This window comes from Planotetraspora kaengkrachanensis (assembly GCF_016862895.1).
Classification (GTDB): Bacteria; Actinomycetota; Actinomycetes; order Streptosporangiales; family Streptosporangiaceae; genus Planotetraspora; species Planotetraspora kaengkrachanensis.
On the sequence record NZ_BONV01000032.1, the window covers coordinates 25,164 to 44,212 of the forward strand.

Sequence of the window (19,049 nt, forward strand, 5' to 3'; positions counted from 1 at the left end):
GGTCAGCCTCCGATCAGCACGACGGGGCAGCCCGCGACGACGGGCGCTCCGCACCCTGTCAGGTCGCCCATGACGGCGGCGGGCATTCCACCGATCAGCACGGTCGGCACGCCGGGCCCGGCCAGCGGCGTCGGCGGGTGCGGGGGAGCCGGAGGGACCGCGGGGAACGCGCAGGCGTGCATCGTGCCCACCGTGGCGGCGGGCATCCCGCCGATCAGCACGGTCGGCACGCCCGGCCCGCTGATCGTTCCGGGGTGCCCTGTCGGGTCTCCCACGCGTGCGGCGGGTGGCATCTCACATCTCCCGTGGTCAGTTGAGTTTGATGATCGCGCCGGTGACCGTGACGTCGCTCTGGCCGCTGACGGTGACCCGGCTTCCCTTGAGTTCCAGCGGACCGGCGCCGGCGTCGAGGGTGATGCCCGAGGTCGCGGTGACCTCAACGGAGCCGGAGCCCGCGTCGACGGTCACGCCCTTCGCCGCCTTGATCACGACGGCCCCCGACTTCTCGTCCAGCGTCAGCGTCACCTGCTCGTCGCCGGTGCTGAGCCGTACGGCGCCGGGCTTCTCCACGAGCTCCAGCCGGTGGCCGGCGCGGGACACGAGTGCCCGCACGGCGACCTGGCCGCTCGTGCCGTCGACGATCTCGGCCGACAGGCGTGGCGCGGTGTCGGTCCCGTTGTGCAGGCCACCCAGGACGTAGGGGCTGTCGAAGTCGCCGTTCTCGAACCCGACGAGGACCTCGTCGCCGACCTCGGGCAGCAGTTCCAGTCCGCGGTCCCTGCCCGCGCCCGGCAGGGCCACCCGCGCCCAGCCGCTGGTGAACTCGCCGCTCAGCCACGGGAACGTGAGGCACACGCGGCCCATGGCGAGCGGATCCTTGATGTTGCTGACGATGGCGGGGACGAGGCCGTGTGCCGTGCCGGACGCGCCCCGCGACGTCAGGCCGTAGAGCGAACGGTCCTGGCGGCCCGACACGGTGAACGCGGTCGTGTACCCGGTCGAGGGCGAGAACAGGTGGCGGGTGCCGCTCAGCGTGTACTTCCCGGCGAACGGCGCGCCGACCCCGGCGAGCGAGACCGCCACGCCGGCACGCAGCCGCGGGTTCCCCTTGGCCACGCCGTCCAGCTCGACGGCCGTGCCGCCGAGGTCGGCGGCGAGCGCGTCCGCCGCGGCCTTGACCTCGGCTTGTGTCCGGTGCCCGCTGACTCCCGCGAGGACCGTCGGAGCCGCGAACGTCCGGCCAAGCTCGGCCGGATCGGCGCCCGCCTCCTTCAGGGCCGGCGTGGCGGTGGCGGTGATCTCCTGCTTGTGCTCGTAGTCCCACCCCCGGACCTCCACCTCGGCGGCCTGCGAGGCGGCGGTCACCGAGGCGCGCAGTGAGATCAGGTTCGCGTCGGCCTCCAGCACGAGCGGGTTCTGCTCGGCCTTCTCCGACGGGCCCGGGGCACCCGACGGGGGAGTCGGCAGGCGGAAGAAGAGCCTGCCCTCGGCCACGCCCACCTGCGCGCCCACGCGGTCGGCGAGCCGGGTGAGGAACGTCCAGTCGCTCACGTTGTCCTGGCTGAGCTGGGTGTGCAGCCGTCCGCCGACGCCGGGCAGCGGGTCGATCCGCCCGACGGGGATGTTCGCCCGCCTGGCCACCTGGCGGACCACGTCGCCGACCGTCATGTTCGGGTACGCCGCGACGCGCCTGCCCCGCATCAGACGGTGGGCCTCGTCGAAGCCGCGCACCTCGGTGATGGTCCCCGCCGCGTCCAGGTCGAGCGTCAGCCCGGCGACCTCCCCCGTCATGAGCGGCACCGGCGGGCCGGGGTCGGAGGTCTGCGCCTTCAGCGTCACCTTCGCCCCCACGGTCAGGCCGCCCTTGTCCACCACCAGGTGCCCCGGGTCGCGAAAGCGCAGCACGAACGTGTCGAGCAGGTTCCTGTTGTCCTCCACGTAGCCGTGGACGAGCAGTGCGGCGATCTCCGGCGCGAGCTCGGCGCCGCCAACCTCCACCACGAGGGTGCTGGAGAACGTCTCAGCCGCCACCGAGTTCCTCCCTCGCGGGGATCAGCAGCCGGGCGCCCGGCCGGAGCCTCATCGGGTCGCCGATGCGGTTGGCCTTCGCGATCTCCCGCCAGAACCCGGGCTCGCCGTAGCAGGCGTAGGCGATGCCGGCCAGGGTGTCGCCGGCGACCACCACGTGCACGTCTCTGGCGGCCAGGGAGCCCGACGTCGGATTCTGCCGTTTGGTGGTGCCGAACACCTCCTCGATCGCGATCGTGCACAGGGCACGTACGGGCATCCCGCCCGGGGTGAACAGGGTGTACTTCGCGGTCACGCTGCTGACGAACGCCGGGAAGCCGGTGAGCCCGCCCCAGTTGAAGACCACCCATGGCGGCGTCGGCCTGCCCTCGCCGCAGACCATGCAGGAGAACAGCCGCTCGACGGCCTTGACCACGCCGTCGTCCATCTTCTCCGTGGCGTCGAGGAACATCTCCAGCTGCAGCTTGCAGGGATCGGACCCCAGATACTGCGGCCGGGCGCCGCGATCGGTCTTCTTCTGCGCCTTGCGCTCCCAGCTCGCCGACTTGGCGAGCGAGAGCTCCCTGGGGTTGTACTGGAACTTGACGGTGCCGATCTGCGCGCCGGGATTGCGGTCCGTGGGCGTCTTCGGCGGCTCGTGGATCGCGAGGAACGCCTCCTGCACGCTGGCGGGGGCCGCGCCGGTGACGCCGGGCGCGCTGAAGGTGACGGGAGCGGCGGTCATCGCTCAGGCACCCCATCCCGGTCCGGTGAACCCGTGGTGGGCGAGCTCGAGCGTCTCGGTGGCCACCTTGGGCGAGTCGAGCGTGAACTGCGGGCCGGTCCACCGGACGGGGACCACCCCTGTGAGACCCCACGCGACGATGACCTCGCCAAGGGCCGTACGGGCCTCGATGGTCGCGGTCTTGCGCTGCACGCCCTTTGCCAGGCTCGTCAGCCACTGGGGGATCTTGTCCGCGGTCGCCTTGGTGACCGGCCTGGTCAGCTTCACGTTCGGATACTTCAACCGGGTCGGCAGCTGCAGCACCATGCCGTTGTCGCCGCCCACCTCGCGCTGCTCGATCATGACTTCGCAGCCCAGGCCCTCGCAGCTGTTGAACGCCCCGATGTTCTTGCCGTCGATCGTGACGACGAAGCACACCGAGACCGCGATCAGGTCCTCATCCATGCGGATCACCCATCCGAGTCAGCCAACGGGTCGCCATTCAAAATCGCCTCCCGCCCGGTTCCGACAGGTCGCCGCGGCGCTCGCGCTCCAGCCAGAGCTCGGCCCTGAGGCGGCGCAGCAGCGGTTCGAGCAGCCGTCCCACCAGTTCCTGGTCCTGTTTCGCGTCCCCGGGCGAGCGCCCCGCCGGCTCCGCACCCTCTGAAGGTGCGGCCTGCGGAGGGGTCTGCGCGAACTCCGGCCGGTCGGCGACGGGGGACTCCTCGCGGGAGACCGGCACGCCTGCCGCGGCCAGCCGCATCACCACCTGCCGGGCCGCCTCCGCCCTGTCGTACGGCGCCGCCGTACCGGGATCCGCCTGCCGGCCCGACTCGTGGGACGGGGTGCTCACGGCGGGCGTGTGCACGGCTTGCACGATCGGCGTCGTGTCCGGACCGGCCGAGGCCGGGGAGGCCGGCGCTTGGCTCGGCGGCCAGGCCGCCCCGCGGACGGCCGTTCGCAGCAGAACGGGAGGCACAGGACCGGCGGCGGAGCGCTGGAGCGCCACGAGCCGCCCCGCCCCGCCCGTGCGCGGCACCGGCGAACCGTCCGCCGCCGGGAGCGGGTCCGGTGCAGCGTCCAGGAGCGGGACGGAGACGCTCTGCGCCGGCTCGATCCCGCGGGCCCCGAGGAGAGGACGCGTCGGGATCGCCTCCGGTGGTACGGCCCGCGCGGCGACCTCCGGGCGCGTGGCGGCCGGGGGCTCGCCTGCCGTGCCCGTGTGCGTCCGTTGAACGGGCGTGCCGATCCCACGGACGGGGACGGCGTCCGGACGTCCCGGTGGCGGGTCCGCGGCGGTGCGGCCGGACTCTCCTGGCGGAACGGGGGAGGACTCGCTCGATCGCGGCCGATCCAGCCCCAGCGTCGGCGCGACGGGGCTCGGCTCCACCCGCACCCTCACGTCGGACGGAACCTCCGGCGGATCTTGCGTGGCGGACCGGCCCGGAACGGAGTCGTGGGCGCCGTGCACCTCGATTCGCGCGACCGTGGGCGTCGTGCCGGACCGGTCCGGGTGACCTGACGCCTCTCCGGAGCTGTTCGGTGTGCGGGCGGGTCCGGCATCTCCCCGCGTGTTCCAGGGTGCCGCGCCGCCCAGCACGTCACCAAGCGTGCCGGTCTCGATCGGCGGTCCGAGCCCGAGCCGCCTTGCCGCCGTCCGCTGAACGGCGGGACCGGGACCGGGACCGGCGGACGGCGTACCGGGATCAGCCGTGACCTGCCCGAACGAGGACTCGTGGGCGAGGAACTGAACGGTCTCGGCGGCAGAGGTGCTCATGGCCGTGTCGCCGGAAAGCGGACGCGTGCCTCCTGCGGGATCCGGGCCGACGGCCTGGGCCTGCTCCGAGCCGTCCCAGGCGGGAATGCGGGCCGCTGGGAGGACGGCGCCGCCCTGGACTCCAGGAGCGAGGCCGTTCCGCGGTCCGTCCAGGGGGCCATCAGAAGAGCCGTCGCCGCGCTCATCGCCTCTCGGCTCGCCTCGCGGCTCCGCTCCCGCGCCGTGGGCACGGCTCACGACCGGTAGCGCGTCGGGGGAGGGCGCGGGCGCCGCCCACCGGGCGATCGTCACCGGCTCGGGGCCGGCCGTCGACGCGTGCCGTACCGGTGGGCGGTCGTCGTCGGGAGCGCCCGGACGTCCGGCGGCGGAAGCCGTACCGGAGGAGAGGGACCCGATGAGACCGCCGGGCAGGTCCACAACGTCGTGGCCGAGCGGCGCCAGCGACGACGGGTCGCGCCACGTCGTCAGCAGGCCGGAGAACGCGTCCCCGGAACCGGCCAGCGGGTGCGGGCCGAGCACACGCTGAAGCGGCGGCAACGTCCGCCACTCGCCGCGGTGCACGGGAGCCTGCCGCGTGTCCGGCTGCATGGGGGCCCTGGCGTCCTGGGCCGGCGCTCCCGCGTTCGCCTGGATTCCGGTCCGCCCGCCGTCCCCGCCGGATCGCCCGGCCCGTCCGGAGCGTGTCCATGGCCACCGCATCGCGGCCTACCGGACCAGCCGGCCGGTCTCGGCGACGAACCGGCGGCGCTCGTGATGCTCCAGATCGAGGAGGTCGTGGAGCGGCCAATGCAGGTGGTATGCGAGGTAGGTGACCTCCTCGTACAGCCGGTCGCTCATGATTCCCCCAGGCGGCTGCCCGAGAGGTCGACCGTGAACTCGTGGCGGCACTCGGGACAGGCGACGGCCGCGCGCGACTGGCCCTCGCTGTTCACCCGCCGGTAAAGGTCCTGCAGGAAGGCCAGATCGGAGGCGAAGAAGTTCTCGATCAGCCCGGGATGGACGTCGGTGATGGTGCCGATGCGCGTGACGACACGGCCGAGGAGCACCACCGTGAGGTAGGCGCGGTTCTCCCGCACCCGGTCGTCCCTGAGCGGAACCAGCTCGTCCCTCGCCGTGGCCAGGCGCATGACGCCGTCGCGATGGACCGTGCCGTACTCGTCGACGTAGCCCCGGGGCAGCTCGAACGCGAACTCCGTGCGCATGGTCTCGCGCCGGGGCTCGGCCCCGCCGTACGGCCTGCCGTCCTGTGCGTGGCCGCCAGGGGCGGCGGCATCGGGAGCACCCGTGCCGGCCACGGCCGACAGGGACGTCGCTGCGGTGCGGCGCATCACGCGGGCTCCATCCCCTCGTGCACGATGACGAGCTTCTCCATCAGCACGGTGGTGTCGCCGGCCTTGAGGGTGCCGATCTCCAGGCTCTTCGGCCAGGCGTTGTGCAGCTTGTAGCGCTTGATGGCCACGCCCTCGAAGTCGTACACGATGATGGCGCCGCCCTTGCGGGCGTCCTTCATCTTGCCGAACTGGGCGTCCTTGGCCCACTTCTCGAAGCTCTGGTCGTTGGTGAGGCCGCGTGAGAGCGTCACCTCGCCGGGCTTCGGGCGGCCGGGCAGCTTCTTGCGCATGAACTTGCCGTCGGCCGTGTTCTGCGGCAGGTCGATGACGTCCTGCTCCATCTTGAGCCCCGACACCTCGCTGATCTGCTTGATGACGATGCCGTCGATCTCCAGGCCGAAGGAGTGACCGACAGAGGTGTCCATCTCGGGGAGTGCCATCACCTAACTCCTTGGGTGCTGTCAGGGGTGCCGTCCGGGGACCGCTCGCCCTATTCGCCGATGAGGCCGGCGCCGCCCGATATCTGGGCGAGCCGGAAGACCACGAACTCGGCGGGTTTCACCGGGGCGACGCCGATCTCGCAGATGACCTGTCCCGCCTCGATGCTCTCCGCGGTGTTCGTCTCGTCGTCGCACTTGACGTAGAAGGCCTCGTCGGGCGTACGGCCGAACAGTGAGCCCTGCTGGTAGCCGAGGATCAGGAACGCGCTGATCGACCGCCGGATCCGGGCCCACAGGGCGTCGTCGTTGGGTTCGAACACCACCCACTGCGTGCCGGTGAGGATCGACTCCTCGAGGTAGTTGAACAGCCGCCGCACGTTGAGGTAGCGCCAGGCCGGGTCGGACGACAACGTGCGCGCGCCCCAGACCCGGATGCCGCGCCCGGAGAACGCGCGGATGCAGTTGACCCCGATGGGGTTCAGCAACTCCTGCTCACCCTTGGTGAGCTGGGTCTGCAGGGCGACCGCGCCGCGCACGACCTCGTTGGCCGGCGCCTTGTGCACCCCGCGCGTGGCGTCGCTGCGCGCCCAGATCCCGGCGACGTGGCCGCTGGGCGGCAGGAACCGGGTGGCGTTCACCGCCGGGTCGAAGACCTTGACCCAGGGGTAGTACAGCGTCGCGTACTTGCTGTCGTAGCCGGCGAGGTCGGTGCGCCACTCCTTCACCTGGTGGGCCGTCATCCCGGGAGGCGCGTCGAGGATCGCCATGCGGTCGCCCATCAGCTCGCAGTGCGCGATGATCGCGTCCTGGACGACCTTCACCCCCTCGAGGTCGATCGCACCCCGTTCGTAGGCCCCCATCAGGTCGGGGACGGCCACCATGGTGATCTCGTCGACGGCCTCCAGGCCGCCGAAGCCGGTGCGCTCCGCGACGTTGCCGACGTACTCGTCGGCGGAGACGTGGTCGGGCACGGGGGCGGGGGCGGGCGGGGTCCGCAGCGTGACAGCCTGGGGGGCCGGCACGGCGGCGGTGCCGCCGGTGTCCTCGAGCGTGATCAGCCGGGACTTGCTCTGCACCTGGGTCGCCACGTTGTCCTTGCCGCGCTTGGCGGTGACGCCCTCGTAGGTCTCCTCGACCTTGCCGTCGCGCTTGACGACCAGCGTGAACCGGTCGCCCGCCTCGTCCTGGCCCGCCGGTTGCGCGACCTCGACGACGATCTCGGGCTTGCCGTTCCCCAGCTCTTTCGCGGCGACGCGGTAGGTGCCGAGCATCGCCTGCGGCTCCGGCACGGACGCCGCTCCGTCGCCGCCGATGCGGACGACGTAGCAGGTGCCCCCACCGTTCATGAAATATCCGTAAACGGCGTGTGCGAGGTTGCAACCAGGGATGAAGTCCCCGAAGGTCTGGGTGAACTGGCTCCAGCTCGTGACGAGGGTCGCGGTGTTGTACGGCCCGAGCGCCGCGAAGCCGACGAACGCGGCGACCGCCGTACCGACCCCCTCGATCGGCCGTGAGCCCGCCTCGACCTCCTCGACGTACACACCTGGGGTCAGATACGTGGGCATCCTTGCCTCCGTTCGCGGAATCTCGTCCCGCATCCAGAATCAGATGCCCAGGCCGTGAGCACAGCGTCCGTACGCCCGTCCTTCCGTCCCTCGCCGGCTGCCCGAAGGGGCGACTCCGGGGCCCCGAGAACCGTCGGCGCGATTTCGACGCGCCTATGGACGCCGCAGTGAGGGGTCCTTCGTCTCGATGTGGCTCAACTTGGTGTTGTCGGCCTGGAAGAGGAACTGGATCCGGTCGCCGTCCAGCGCGTATCGGTAGTTGTCTCCGGTCGCCTTGGGGGACATGTGGTCCAGGCCGAGGGCGACCTCCTGCCTGTGCACACCCTCAACCTCCAGATATGCCGCCCGCTCGCCGTTGACAGTGAACCCGCGCTCGACGAAGAACGCTTTCGCGGAGGCATGCTCTTGCTTCCCCATGAGCCGCCAGAACCGTCCCGCCGCTGATTTGTAGTGCTCCGGGTAGTTCGCGGCCGTCAAGGGTCCTCGGTCCTGGAGCGTCGCGTCCACGGCCTTCTGCCAGCACGAGGCGATGGCGTCGTTACCACTGATCTTGAGCCCGATCACCTCCTGGGCTCTCTGTGCGGCTTCGAGAGGGAGGACGGCGCCGGGGATGGCCGGCGGTGAGTAGGTGTAGTCCGCCCGCAGCCGTCCGTCCTTCTTCATCTCCGCGATGTTCTTCTCGATGAACTCCATCTTCTCGGGGCTGACGGCGTTGTTGGCGATGTCGAGACGCTTCTCGGGCAGTCGCTTCATGGCGGTGAACTTGGGGTGTTCAGAAGTCGCCACGTTGGGGAGCGAGGCGGCCCACAGGTCGAGTTCCTGTTCGGTCAGGTTCTGCAGCGCCTGATCGGCGGACGCCGCGTCGCGCGCCGCCCACACCGGATCCGTCCGCGCCCGCCGGGCGTCGCCTTCAAGACGTTCTCCAACCTGCGGGTGACGCGTCAGCGAGTTCTCCCAGAACTCCCCGATGAGCGGGCAGGGTTCCGGACTGCAACGCTCGATGCCGCGCTCCGTGGCCCTGACCTCGTGGCCGGCCGCCACCTCCACGCGCGCCGCCTTCATCTCCTCTGCGAGCGCGTGGGCCTCCTTGCCCGCGATCCCGGCGAACTTCGCCTCCGCCTCGCCCGCCTTGGCGAGCGCCTTCGCACCGCCCTTCGCCGCGGTGTAGGCGTCCACGAAGGCCATGACGGTGTCGAGGGCCGCGGTGAGGAACTGGTCACTCACCTGGTCGCGTGACATGAGCGCCGTCTCCTCGCTCATGTTCGTCCCCTCCGCTGCCTTGAGCGTGAAGTACTTGTCCCAACTGGCCGCCGCCTGCGCAATGCCGCCCGCCGCCGCAGCGGCGAAGAAGAACGTCGCGAGACCGCCTGACGCGAGTTCCGCGACGACGAAGAGCGCCATCCCGATCGCGCTCACACCGATGGTGTTCCAGAACTCGACGTTGCCGTGTTCCCTCACGGCCTGCCGTGCCACCATCTGCCGGAACGGGTCCCGCCACGCCGGATCGGACAGGAAGAACTGCTCATGGATCGGCTGCAGCTCTAACGGGAAGTCTCCCTTGGCATCGTTGACGAGGCCGTACGTCTTGTCGATGTTGCCCTTCGTGTCGTTCAGCGCTTCCCGGACCAGCTGCATGGCCATAAGACGGCCCGCGGGTTCCTCCGAGGAGACCGCTGTCCGCGAGACGTCGTTCAGCACGGTGTCCTCGCGGAGAGCCACCAGTGCGGGATAGCGGCGCGTGTAGTGGTTCACGACACCATGCGCGCGGTTGTAGTTCTTCTTCACCTCATCCCACGAGGGCAGGGCTGCGCTTTCGTCGGCCCATCGGCACGACAGGTCGTGCGCGGAGACGTTGCCGGCCTGGGGTGGCGCCGTCGGATCGAACTGTGCGGCACACCGCTCGGTCCTGGCGCTCTCCGGCCGGCCGACCGGATGATCACGGCCGCCGCCCGGAGGGTTCACCACGTGGGTATAGCCGACGAGCATCGTCTCCAGGGCCTTGACGGCGTTCTTCGCCTTGTTCACGGCGATCGACGCCGTCATGAGGTCCTCGCGTTCGCGCGCCTGCTCGGGAGACGGCGTCGCACCCATGTCGTTCAGCCCGTAACGCTTGAGCTCCGTTTCGACGGTCCTTCTATTGGCGTCGAGATAGGTTCGCGCCCTCCCGGCCACGGCCTGCTTGAATTCGGTCTTCACCGGCTGGAGGTCGGGGATCGACCAGATCATGTCCACGTGCCGGCTGAGGCACATGTTCCACACGTAGGCGTATTTCGACGCGAGCGCGACGACGCCCTTACCCCTGCTCTTCCATATGTCGTAGATCGCGCTTTCGTCGCGCGGACCGACCCACCCCTGGTTGAGGAGGATGAGGATCATGTCGATCGTTTGGCTGTCGTTCGCCAGCGTGTAGGCGCTCGACTCGACGCTTTTGATCTTTCCGATGTCCTTGTCACGGATGCCTTCTTCGATGAGCTTGCGCTGCTCGGCCGTGTCGTACTCGCCCGGAACCCGCTGAACGCCCACGGCACCGATCAGCCGTTGGACGTGCGGCTCATCCTCCTGGGACGCGCACGCGCACCCTTCGTGGATCTCGCCTCCGCACTTCTGGACGACCGGACCGCTCAGCAGCCGCCCCACACCGCTGTTCCCGGCTGTCCGTTGGAGCGACAGCAGGTAGGAAGCACGCGAAAGCTCCGCACGTGGACGAGCGCTCACGCCCGGCGCAGGCGCAGCGGGCCGACGCTCATCCCCCCGCAAGCTCGGGATCTTCAACCTCTTCCTCCTGACGCTGGACGTACGTCTGCGCCGTCGCCTCTTCCTCCTGCGTCTCCTCGCGCTGCACGGCGGGGGCGGGGGCCGACATGACGTGGTCGGCGGTGGCGGCGGCCTCCCGTTCGAAGCGGTCGGAAGGGTCGCTGACCCGCACGCCGCCTGCCGCCTCCGTGCCGTCCACGGGCCCGTTGCGCTGCTGGACGACATGGGTGAGCTCGTGGGCCAGCATGTGGCGGCCGGCGTCCGAGGAGGGGTCGTAGTGCTGGAACACGACGTCGGACCCGACCGTGTACGCCTGGGCGTTGACGGAGGTCGCCGAACGCCTGGCCTGCTCGCCCGTGTGGATCCGCACGTCCGAGAAGTCCTGGCCGAACCGGGCTTCCATGTCGGCCCTGACGTCGTGATCGAGTGGCCGGCCGCTCGAGGAGATCACGTCATGGACGGGTGAACGCTCCTCCTCGAGCATCCCGGTGACCGCGGCGTTGCCCGCCGTACGCTGCAGGCCGAGCAGGTCGCGCGGGTCGAGGCCCACGTCGTGAGCCGCCCCCTCGTCGGCCCGCACGCGATCGCCCGGCGGGCGGAACTCCGAGCCGAGGTCACCGGCATGCCTGTGCATAGCGCCCCCTGGGAGCAGTGTCGTCTCACCGACGCTGACACGCTCCACCGCCGGCAGGGAGGACCGGACGGCCGTACGAAGGGGCGGCCGGCGCTGCCCCTTCGTGCGTCACCTCGCTACTGGCGCTCGATGACCTGGTCCAGGATGTCCGTCACGGCCTGCCAGTCAGAAGGCAGGGCGTCGTAACGGACCGACCGCCGGCCGTTGACCAGCAACTCGTAGGTGATGTGGTCCGCGCCTCCAGGTTCCGCGGCGGGCTCGCCGAGCTCCAGCACCTCGAGCTTCTCGTTCAGCGCGGCCAGCTCGTCGGGTGTGAGGGTTGTGTCCACATTGGTGGTGACCCGTGTGACCGTGGCGCGGCCGTCCCCGAACACCGTGATGCGGTCGGCGAATCCGGCGAAGCCGCCCGAGCGGCGGTATTCGACGAGCAGCTTCGACGCGGGGTCGACCGGAGGAGGCGCGGGGGAGACGACCCGCGGCGACGGCGACGGTGACGGCGCCGGCGACGCTGAGGGGGACGGCGAGGGCGGCTCCGGCGGCCGCATGGTGACCCCCGGCGCGGGCGAGACCGCCTCCTGCGAGGGCGACCCCGCCACCCCGATCGGGCCGGATCCCGAGTCGGCGGAATCGGTGGACGATCCCAGGTTGAGCGCCACGCCTCCGGCGAGGACGGCGACCAGGGTTCCGGCCAGGACCAGCGGCAGCACACCCAGACGCGGCCGGACGATCCGCACGCCGTCGGCGCCCACCGGCCGCCCCTCCTCGGGCGTGGCCACGACGTGGAACCGCACCCGCTGCGGCCTGCCGAACCATTCCTGGCGGGCGTGCACCTGGAACGGGACCGAGGATCTGCCCGGTTCGACCGTCGCCTCCGCCGGGAGCTCGAATCGCAGCAGTCCATCGGTGTCGGACGCGGTGAGCCGTAACCGCTCGGGGACGTTGCCCTGGTTGTCGATCAGCAGCGTCTGCGTCGTACGGCTCCCGCCGCGTGCGGCGCCCGGTTCGAGCATCAGCGACAGCGACCGGAAATCGCCCAGGTGCACCGCTCCGACGACGCTCGCCTGCAGGCCCGCGGTGACCTGGGAGTCGGCCAGCACGCCGAAGCTCCACGTGCCGGCGGACGCCGAGGCATGACGGGTGGGCGCGAACCGCACGGTGCACACGGCTGGGCGCCCGGGATACACCGTCAGGTCGGCGGGCTCGACGCTCGCCCAGGGCGCCGCCGGGCCGGACACGCGGACCAGGAACCGCTCGACCCGGGTCCCGGTGTTGTGGACGGTTGCCTGAGTCTCCGCGATCTGCCCGGGATCGACCGCGAGAGCCGTGTCCGCGAGCTCGATCCTCGCCCCCGACCCTTGCTCCGGCTCCACCCGTTCGTGCCGTGCCGTCCGCGGCCCCGTTTCCGGCGGCGGCGAGTGCGGATCCTGGCGTTGTGGCTGCGGTTCCTGGGGAGGCGGGCGGTGGCCCGCCGTCCGGTCCCACGGCAGGTAGGCGCCGCAGGCCGGGTTGACGCAGAACTGGGTGCCCTCGGCGTTGACCTGGCCGCAGACCGCGCAGGTGACGTTCATTGCAGACCCTCCAGCCACGATCGCACCTGGTCCTGGTTGTCGTATGCCCAGGACGCCGCCGCGAGCAGCAGGGCGAGCAGGACGCACCACACCAGCAACCTGACCAGTCCGCCGAGACACCCGGCCGTGCGCTGCCGCGGAGCTCCCGCGGGGACGTACACGACCTGCGGGCGCGGCGGCTCCGGCGGCTCGGGCCGCGGCGGAGGGGGCGCGGGGGCCGGCGCCGGCTGCGGCCGCGGCGCGGCGGGGACCGCGCGGGAGCCGTTCACGACGATCGGCGTGCGGTCGCGCGGCGTCGCGGTGACGGTGAAGCGGAAGGTCCGGCCGTCGTCCTGTCCGCTCACCACGGTCACCCTGACCGGCACGGTCGTGCGCCCCGGCCCGGCGGAGACCGATGCGGGCAGGTCGAGTCGGAGCTCGCCCGACTCGTCTGCGGCGCCCAGCTTCACCACTTCTGCCAGGTTGCCCCCGTTGACCAGGATGAGGGAGTGCTCGGTCGTGCCCCGGCCCCGCGTCACCTGCGGCCACAACTCCGCGGAGAGTGCGGAGAACGTGCCGACCGTCAGCCAGCCGGTCGCGTCCGCGTGCAGGCCGGCGTTCACCGACGACTCGACGAGGACGCCGAAATCCCACCGGCCCGCACCGGCCGACGACGAACGGGGCGGGGTGAAGCGCAGCACGCAGACGGCCTTGGTGCCCGGGTAGACGGCGAGTTCGGCCGGGTCGGCCAGCCCCCACACCGCGGCGGGCCCGAACAGCCGCAACTCGAACTGCTCGACGCGGGTCCCGGTGTTGTGGATCGTCACCTGGGTCTCGGTCGTCCGGCCGGGTTCGACCGTCAGGGCGGTCTCCGCGAGTTCGACGCGCACACCGGCGCGCTGCTCCGCGACGGGCACCCGGCCCGGCTCCGGCTGCCGGGCGCGGTCCCACGGAAGGTAGGCGCCGCACGCCGGGTTCGCGCAGAACTGGACGCCCCCGACGTTCTGGAAGCCGCACTTGGCGCATGTCGATGTCATGTCACGACCAGCCAGTCATAGGGGATCTTCACGAACGGCCGCTGGATGTAGAACGGCTCGACCTCGGCGAAGCCGTCGCCCTGGCTCAGCACGCACACGTCGGCCAGAGCCGTGGCGTACAGACCCGAGTCGTCGCGGTAGCTCGTGGCGTCGGGGGTGAGCAGGACCGCCGACCGTTCGCCGATCAGGTCGTCCTCCAGCCGGGGAGCGGCGGTGCCCACGTTCCCCGGTTCGGTCCTGTCGAGCCCGGCGGCCGCCTTCCGCTGCCCCGTGCCGTTCCCTTCCGGGTCGACCACGAGATAGTCGAACGAGACCTCCGCCGCCGCAGGCAGGGCGTCGAGGGTCGAGGCGATGAAACCGCCGTCCTCCTTGGCGTCGATCCGCACGGCCTGGCCGCCCTCACGCACGGTCAGGATGATCACGCTGTCGGGCGTCGCCGTCTCGATGCCGGGGACCCGTACGCGCTGCTGGCCCGTTCCGATGCGCGCGCTGCCCGCCTCGTACGGCAGGCCTCCGACGGTCCCTTTCGACCGGGTGAGCACGAGGTAGCTGAAGCGCAGCCCGTCGGGCGGGGAGTCGGACACCGCCTCCACCCGGAACGACTTCTTCTCCCGCCCGGCCACGCGCAGCGCCGCGGCGGGGTAGTTGCCGCCGGTGCGCGGCCGGGCGTCGGTCACGGTGGTGCCCGACATCGTGATCGCGGTCAGGTCGGGGGTGAGGAAGATCTTCGAGTCGGAGGTGAGGCCCGTCACGGAGACGTCCGCGGCGCCGCCGGACAGTTCGCCCTTGCCGGCGAAGTACGACGGAGCCGGCGGCGGCTTCTTGGGGCTCGGCTTGGGCGTGGCCTTCGTCCCGCCTGCGCTCGGGCTCGGGCTCGCGTCCTTTCCCTTGGCCTCGGCGGGTTCGTCTTCGGGGCCGCCGGGTGTCACCTCGCCCGCCGCTCCGGCGGGCGCCGCCGGGTCGGTGGTCGACCGGGTCAGCGCCAGCGCGCCGCCGACGAGGGCGGCGGCGACGAGCGGCGCCACGATCAGCGGCCACCGGCCGAACCTCGGCGCGACGATCCGCGTGCCGTCCACGGCCACGGCCCGCCCGCCCGACGGCGTCACGGTGATCGTGAACGGCACCCGTTTCGGCAGGCCGAAGGTCGCGGGCGTCGCCGCGACCTGCACCGCCACCTCTGTCTTCCCCGGAGCGAGCCGCGCGCCGCCGGGCAGGGTGATGCGCAGTTCGTTCTCCGGATCGGTGGCGCCGAGCCACACGTCCTCGGGCGCGTTGCCCTGGTTGTCGAGCACGAGCACCTGTCGCGTACGGCTCCCGCCGCGCGCGGCGACGGGGGACAGGGCGGCGGTCAGCGCGTGGAACCGCGCGACGGACAACGTGCCGGGCGCGCTCTGGCGCAGGCCGCCGCTGACCTCGGAGGCCGCCTGCACGGCGAAGTCCCATACGCCGGCGGGCCCGCCGGGGCCGCGCGGCGGAGCGAACGTCACCGTCGCCGTGGCGGCGGCGCCCGGATAGACGGTGAGCTCGCCGGGGTCGGCCGTGGCCCACCGGGCCGCAGTGCCGGTGACGGCCAACGCGAACCGCTCGACCCGCGTCCCGGTGTTGAACACGGTGACCCGGACCTGCGCCTGTCCGCCCGGTTCGACCGAGGGCTCCGCCAGGTCGAGCTCCAGGCGCATCCCCACCTGCCCGGAGGACGGGGGGATGAACGACGTCTGGGGTTGCCGCGTCTCCGGTCGCGACCGCCCCGAGGACTGTTCTCCGGGCTGCTCTCCTGGCTGCCGGGGCTCGCCGGGTTGCGGTCCGGCCGACCAGGAGAGGTACGCGCCGCAGCCGGGGTTCGAGCAGAACCGGGCTCCGGGTGGGTTGGAGGTGCCGCAACTCGCGCAGTTCATTGGCGCTCCCGGCTGACGAGGGAGAGATAGGGCCCGAACTCGCGGTCCAGGCAGAGGCGCCCGAGCTTGCGGTACTCGCGCGCGACGGCGCCGACGACGTCGGCCATGCGGACCGGTTCCCCCGACGTGGCCGCCAGGTAGGCGGCCGTGATCGCGACCGACCGGATGTGCCCGCCCGCGAGCTCGAAGGAGCACGCGAGGAAGCCGAGGTCCACGTCGGGATCGCGAGGCAGCCGCGCCCCCAGGCACCGGTCCCACAGCGTGCGCCGGAGTTCGGGCGAGGGCACGGGGAAGTCCACCACCTGGTCGAGCCGCCGGGTGAACGCCTCGTCGAGGTTGGCGCGAAGGTTGGTGGCCAGTATCGCGAGGCCGTCGAAGGTCTCCATGCGCTGCAACAGGTAGGCGCTCTCGATGTTGGCGTACCTGTCGTGCGCGTCACGGACCTCCGACCGCCTGCCGAAGATCGCATCGGCCTCGTCGAACAACAGGACGCCGTTCACTCCGGACGCCTCGGCGAAGATCCGCTCCAGGTTCTTCTCGGTCTCGCCGACGTACTTGTCGACGACGGTCGCCAGGTTCACCGTGTACAGGTCGAGCCCGAGCGAGGCGGCGATGACCTCCGCCGACATGGTCTTGCCCGTGCCGGAGTCGCCGGCGAACAGGGCGGTCACGCCCCTGCCCCGCCCGCCTCCCGGCCGCATCCGCCATTCGCCGAGCACGGTGTCCCGGTGGCGCGCCCGCGCGGCGAGCTCGCGCAACTGGGCCGTCACGTCGGTGGGCAGCACGAGGTCGTCCCAGCCCACGGCGGGCTCGATCCTGCGGGCCAGCCGTTCCAGCCCGCCCGCGTTCTGGGCGCGGGCGCCGAGCCGCAGGTGGCCGGCGCGCAGCGGGCTCTCCTCGGCGCGCGCGACGAGGGCGGCGGCCGCCGCGGCCCGGGTGATCTGCTGAGGTCCCAGCGTGAAATGGGCGGTCGCCGCGTCCGGGTCGACGCCCGGCGCCAGCAGCCCGTTCAGCGCGTCGCGCCACAACTGCGCGCGCACCGTCGCGGGTACGGCCTCCACGTCCGCGGGCAGCGGGGGAGTGGCGCTCCAGTGCGGATCGAAGGGGGCCGTGCCGTACAGGATGACGACGACGCCCGCGCCGGGTGGCGCGGGAAGCGGCCCGGAGATCGGGCCCAGGACGATTCCACGCCCGGTGAGCAGCGCCTCCCGGTAGAGCGAGCGGGCGAGGTCGGGCGTGAGCGGCGCGGCGTCCGCGCAGAGCGCTCCTGCGCCCGCTTCTGACAGCGCGGCCACGGCGAGCGCGCGCCCGCCTCCTCCTGAACGCTCCCGCAGGTAGATGAGACGGACCCCGTTCCGTACGGCTCGCGCCAGCCGCTCGGCTCCAGGGAGCGCCACCGCCGCGGGGCCGGTGCCCGGGGTCGTCGGCGCCGGGCACGTCGCGGAGAACGTGAGCACCGGCGCGAGCGCGGTGTCGGGACGGTCGTCGCCGAGCAGGTGGGCGACCACCCGGTCGGGCACCCGCAGCGTCCGCGACAGCAGCGGCCGTTCGGGTTCCTCCACGACCAGCAGACCGAGGCCGGCCAGTGCGTCCAGCCGGGCCCGCCCGTGCGCGGACGCCTCCGGCATGCCACACAGCCGCAGTGCGAGCCCGGCAGTGGCCCGCCGCCGGGTGACGTCGTCGTTGAGATAGCCGTAGAGCTGCTCGTACCTGCTGTCGACGTCGGGCAGCATCGCGGTGAGCAGCAGTTCGACGTCGAGGTGACCGAGGGCGGCCGCGGCGGCGAGGTCACGGAGCCGGGACCGGCCGCCCGCCGCCTCCGTCCGGTCCGCCGCCGCCTCGACGTCGGCGAGCCCCGGATCGCCGTCCGTGATGGGCATCCGCCTGGTGCGCAGAACCTCGTCGACGGCCCGGTCGGAGAGATAGAGGCCGCGGAAGGGGTCGTCCGGAAGGGGATCGCGGGCGCGGAACGCCGCGACGGCGCCGCGGACCCGTCGCTCGACGAGACCGAGCCGCCCGAACAGGTGGGTCATGCTGGGATCGGTCACCGTCGCCGCTTCCCTTTCTTCGTCTCGGACGGCGTCGCCGGGTCGCCGGGCGCTCCGTTCGCGTGGCGGGTCATCACGATGCGGGTCTGCCTGTTCACGACGCGGGTGACGAGATTCTCCGTCACCAGCGGGGCGGCGGGCTCGGGCGGCGCGGCCGGGACGGGCACGCTGACCACCACGTCAAGCGAGGGTTTCAGCTCACCGCCCAGCGCCGTCCAGACGTCGGCGAAGGCGCGGTCCTCCGGTGGTGGCGACGCCACGGTCATCGGCACGGGAAGCCCCAACTCGGCCAGGGAGCCGGTGAGCCGCGACGGCGGGATCATCTCGTTCGCGAGCAGCACGACGAGCATCGACGAGAGCAGCCGGTGCTCGTCCTCGGGCCGCTGCGTCCACGCGGTGACGAGATACGACAACTTCATGTGGCGAGGCGGCCGGTGCCGCGCCGTGATGCGGCCGCCTGCGTCGTATTCCGGGATCCGGCCCAGCTCACGTCTGCGCAGGTCCTCGCGGATGTCGTAGAGATACACGTTGACGGTGGGGGTGTTCCGCCGGGCGGCCCACTCCTTGGTCGGCGCCTCGAGCAGGACCTCGATCCCGCCGCCCACCAGCGCGTCCTCGCGGATCAGGTTCCGCAGAGCCTCGTCGATTTCGTGGATCACAACAGGCCGTTCCTGAGGGCGTACGCCACCGCGTGCGAGCGGTTGCGCAGGTTGAGCCGTGTCGTGACGTCATGCATGACGCTCTTCACGGTGCGCTGGGAGTAGCAGAGCCTGGCCGCGATCTCGGCGGTGTCGTACCCGTCCGCGACCAGGCGCAGCACCTGCACCTCCCGGTCGGCGAGGCCGGTGAACGACAGCCCGCGCGGGCCGAGCACGTCGCGCTGGAGGCTGCCCACCTGGGAGAGCAACCGGCCGAGCAGGTCGGGCGGAAGGCAGCCCTCACCCTTGGCCGCGGCCTCGATGATGGACAGGAGCCGGTCGGGAGTGGCCTCCGCCCGCCGGACCAGCCCGGCCACCCCGATCTCCATGACCGCGATCAGCCCAGCGTCGTCGACGTGCCGGGAGATCACGAGGATGCGCAGGTCCGGACGGCACCGCAGGACCTTCAGCGACCGCAGCAACTCCTCGTCGACGGTGTCGCCGACGACGAGGGCGACCCGCGCCTCGTCCTCGCCCACCAGCCGGACCTCGGGGCGCTGGCGCAGTTGACTGGCCACCCCGGCTCGGAGGATGGGGTCGTGAGCCTGGACGTACACCGCGATGCGATTCACGCGGTCAGTATGCGAAGCGG

The 19,049-nt window shown here is 71.8% G+C and carries 17 protein-coding genes; all 17 read right to left on the minus strand.

The window, feature by feature from the left end:
* Positions 1 to 2 precede the first annotated feature (2 nt).
* The 17 genes from Pka01_RS28570 to Pka01_RS28645 all read right to left on the minus strand — a co-directional run bounded on the left by Pka01_RS28570 (position 3) and on the right by Pka01_RS28645 (position 19,029).
* The gene (locus Pka01_RS28570) at positions 3 to 293 is read right to left on the minus strand and encodes a PAAR domain-containing protein (protein ID WP_203886007.1); all 291 of its coding nucleotides are present in this window, start codon (positions 291 to 293) and stop codon (positions 3 to 5) included.
* A gap of 16 nt (positions 294 to 309) precedes the next feature.
* A complete protein-coding gene (locus Pka01_RS28575; protein WP_203886008.1) occupies positions 310 to 2,031 on the minus strand; it encodes a VgrG-related protein in 1,722 nt (573 codons plus the stop codon).
* Positions 2,021 to 2,752 carry a CIS tube protein gene (locus tag Pka01_RS28580; RefSeq protein ID WP_203886009.1) on the minus strand — a complete coding sequence of 244 codons (732 nt, stop codon included), beginning with the start codon at positions 2,750 to 2,752 and terminating at the stop codon, positions 2,021 to 2,023. The genes Pka01_RS28575 and Pka01_RS28580 overlap by 11 nt, the downstream gene beginning before the upstream one ends.
* 3 nt (positions 2,753 to 2,755) lie before the next feature.
* The gene (locus Pka01_RS28585) at positions 2,756 to 3,196 is read right to left on the minus strand and encodes a phage tail protein (protein ID WP_203886010.1); all 441 of its coding nucleotides are present in this window, start codon (positions 3,194 to 3,196) and stop codon (positions 2,756 to 2,758) included.
* A gap of 37 nt (positions 3,197 to 3,233) precedes the next feature.
* A complete protein-coding gene (locus Pka01_RS28590; protein WP_203886011.1) occupies positions 3,234 to 5,096 on the minus strand; it encodes a hypothetical protein in 1,863 nt (620 codons plus the stop codon).
* Between the two features lie 117 nt (positions 5,097 to 5,213).
* Positions 5,214 to 5,345, minus strand: coding sequence for a DUF6760 family protein (locus tag Pka01_RS41370; RefSeq protein ID WP_275414515.1), 132 nt, complete (start codon positions 5,343 to 5,345; stop codon positions 5,214 to 5,216).
* Positions 5,342 to 5,836: a hypothetical protein gene (locus Pka01_RS28595; RefSeq protein WP_203886012.1), complete on the minus strand. Its 495-nt coding sequence runs from the start codon at positions 5,834 to 5,836 to the stop codon at positions 5,342 to 5,344. Before Pka01_RS28595 ends, Pka01_RS41370 begins: the two co-directional genes overlap by 4 nt.
* Complete coding sequence (locus tag Pka01_RS28600) at positions 5,836 to 6,279, minus strand: phage tail protein (RefSeq protein WP_203886013.1); 444 nt, start codon at positions 6,277 to 6,279, stop codon at positions 5,836 to 5,838. Before Pka01_RS28600 ends, Pka01_RS28595 begins: the two co-directional genes overlap by 1 nt.
* 50 nt (positions 6,280 to 6,329) lie before the next feature.
* Positions 6,330 to 7,844 (minus strand): phage tail sheath family protein, encoded by a 1,515-nt coding sequence (locus Pka01_RS41375; protein WP_203886014.1) that lies wholly within the window; start codon positions 7,842 to 7,844, stop codon positions 6,330 to 6,332.
* A 153-nt stretch (positions 7,845 to 7,997) separates the two neighbouring features.
* Entirely contained in the window at positions 7,998 to 10,481 is a 2,484-nt protein-coding gene (locus Pka01_RS28610; RefSeq protein ID WP_203886015.1) for a hypothetical protein, read from the minus strand.
* A 106-nt stretch (positions 10,482 to 10,587) separates the two neighbouring features.
* Positions 10,588 to 11,232, minus strand: coding sequence for an eCIS core domain-containing protein (locus Pka01_RS28615; protein ID WP_203886016.1), 645 nt, complete (start codon positions 11,230 to 11,232; stop codon positions 10,588 to 10,590).
* A 116-nt stretch (positions 11,233 to 11,348) separates the two neighbouring features.
* Positions 11,349 to 12,800, minus strand: coding sequence for a hypothetical protein (locus Pka01_RS28620; protein ID WP_203886017.1), 1,452 nt, complete (start codon positions 12,798 to 12,800; stop codon positions 11,349 to 11,351).
* Positions 12,797 to 13,816, minus strand: a complete 1,020-nt coding sequence (locus tag Pka01_RS28625) for a COG1470 family protein (RefSeq protein WP_203886018.1) — start codon at positions 13,814 to 13,816, stop codon at positions 12,797 to 12,799. Before Pka01_RS28625 ends, Pka01_RS28620 begins: the two co-directional genes overlap by 4 nt.
* A complete protein-coding gene (locus tag Pka01_RS28630; RefSeq protein ID WP_203886019.1) occupies positions 13,813 to 15,711 on the minus strand; it encodes a zinc ribbon domain-containing protein in 1,899 nt (632 codons plus the stop codon). The genes Pka01_RS28625 and Pka01_RS28630 overlap by 4 nt, the downstream gene beginning before the upstream one ends.
* A complete protein-coding gene (locus Pka01_RS28635; protein ID WP_203886020.1) occupies positions 15,708 to 17,759 on the minus strand; it encodes an ATP-binding protein in 2,052 nt (683 codons plus the stop codon). The genes Pka01_RS28630 and Pka01_RS28635 overlap by 4 nt, the downstream gene beginning before the upstream one ends.
* Complete coding sequence (locus Pka01_RS28640; RefSeq protein WP_203886021.1) at positions 17,756 to 18,418, minus strand: Pvc16 family protein; 663 nt, start codon at positions 18,416 to 18,418, stop codon at positions 17,756 to 17,758. The genes Pka01_RS28635 and Pka01_RS28640 overlap by 4 nt, the downstream gene beginning before the upstream one ends.
* Positions 18,415 to 19,029, minus strand: coding sequence for a helix-turn-helix transcriptional regulator (locus Pka01_RS28645; RefSeq protein ID WP_203886022.1), 615 nt, complete (start codon positions 19,027 to 19,029; stop codon positions 18,415 to 18,417). Before Pka01_RS28645 ends, Pka01_RS28640 begins: the two co-directional genes overlap by 4 nt.
* Positions 19,030 to 19,049 lie beyond the last annotated feature (20 nt).

What these genes read in the sequence shown, in the direction of transcription:
- Pka01_RS28570 (WP_203886007.1), bottom strand. Translation starts at nt 293, where the DNA reads ATGCCACCCGCCGCACGCGTGGGAGACCCGACAGGGCACCCCGGAACG.
- Pka01_RS28580 (WP_203886009.1), bottom strand. Translation starts at nt 2,752, where the DNA reads ATGACCGCCGCTCCCGTCACCTTCAGCGCGCCCGGCGTCACCGGCGCG.
- Pka01_RS28585 (WP_203886010.1), bottom strand. Translation starts at nt 3,196, where the DNA reads ATGGATGAGGACCTGATCGCGGTCTCGGTGTGCTTCGTCGTCACGATC.
- Pka01_RS28590 (WP_203886011.1), bottom strand. Translation starts at nt 5,096, where the DNA reads ATGCAGCCGGACACGCGGCAGGCTCCCGTGCACCGCGGCGAGTGGCGG.
- Pka01_RS41370 (WP_275414515.1), bottom strand. Translation starts at nt 5,345, where the DNA reads ATGAGCGACCGGCTGTACGAGGAGGTCACCTACCTCGCATACCACCTG.
- Pka01_RS28595 (WP_203886012.1), bottom strand. Translation starts at nt 5,836, where the DNA reads ATGCGCCGCACCGCAGCGACGTCCCTGTCGGCCGTGGCCGGCACGGGT.
- Pka01_RS28600 (WP_203886013.1), bottom strand. Translation starts at nt 6,279, where the DNA reads ATGGCACTCCCCGAGATGGACACCTCTGTCGGTCACTCCTTCGGCCTG.
- Pka01_RS41375 (WP_203886014.1), bottom strand. Translation starts at nt 7,844, where the DNA reads ATGCCCACGTATCTGACCCCAGGTGTGTACGTCGAGGAGGTCGAGGCG.
- Pka01_RS28615 (WP_203886016.1), bottom strand. Translation starts at nt 11,232, where the DNA reads ATGCACAGGCATGCCGGTGACCTCGGCTCGGAGTTCCGCCCGCCGGGC.
- Pka01_RS28620 (WP_203886017.1), bottom strand. Translation starts at nt 12,800, where the DNA reads ATGAACGTCACCTGCGCGGTCTGCGGCCAGGTCAACGCCGAGGGCACC.
- Pka01_RS28625 (WP_203886018.1), bottom strand. Translation starts at nt 13,816, where the DNA reads ATGACATCGACATGCGCCAAGTGCGGCTTCCAGAACGTCGGGGGCGTC.
- Pka01_RS28630 (WP_203886019.1), bottom strand. Translation starts at nt 15,711, where the DNA reads ATGAACTGCGCGAGTTGCGGCACCTCCAACCCACCCGGAGCCCGGTTC.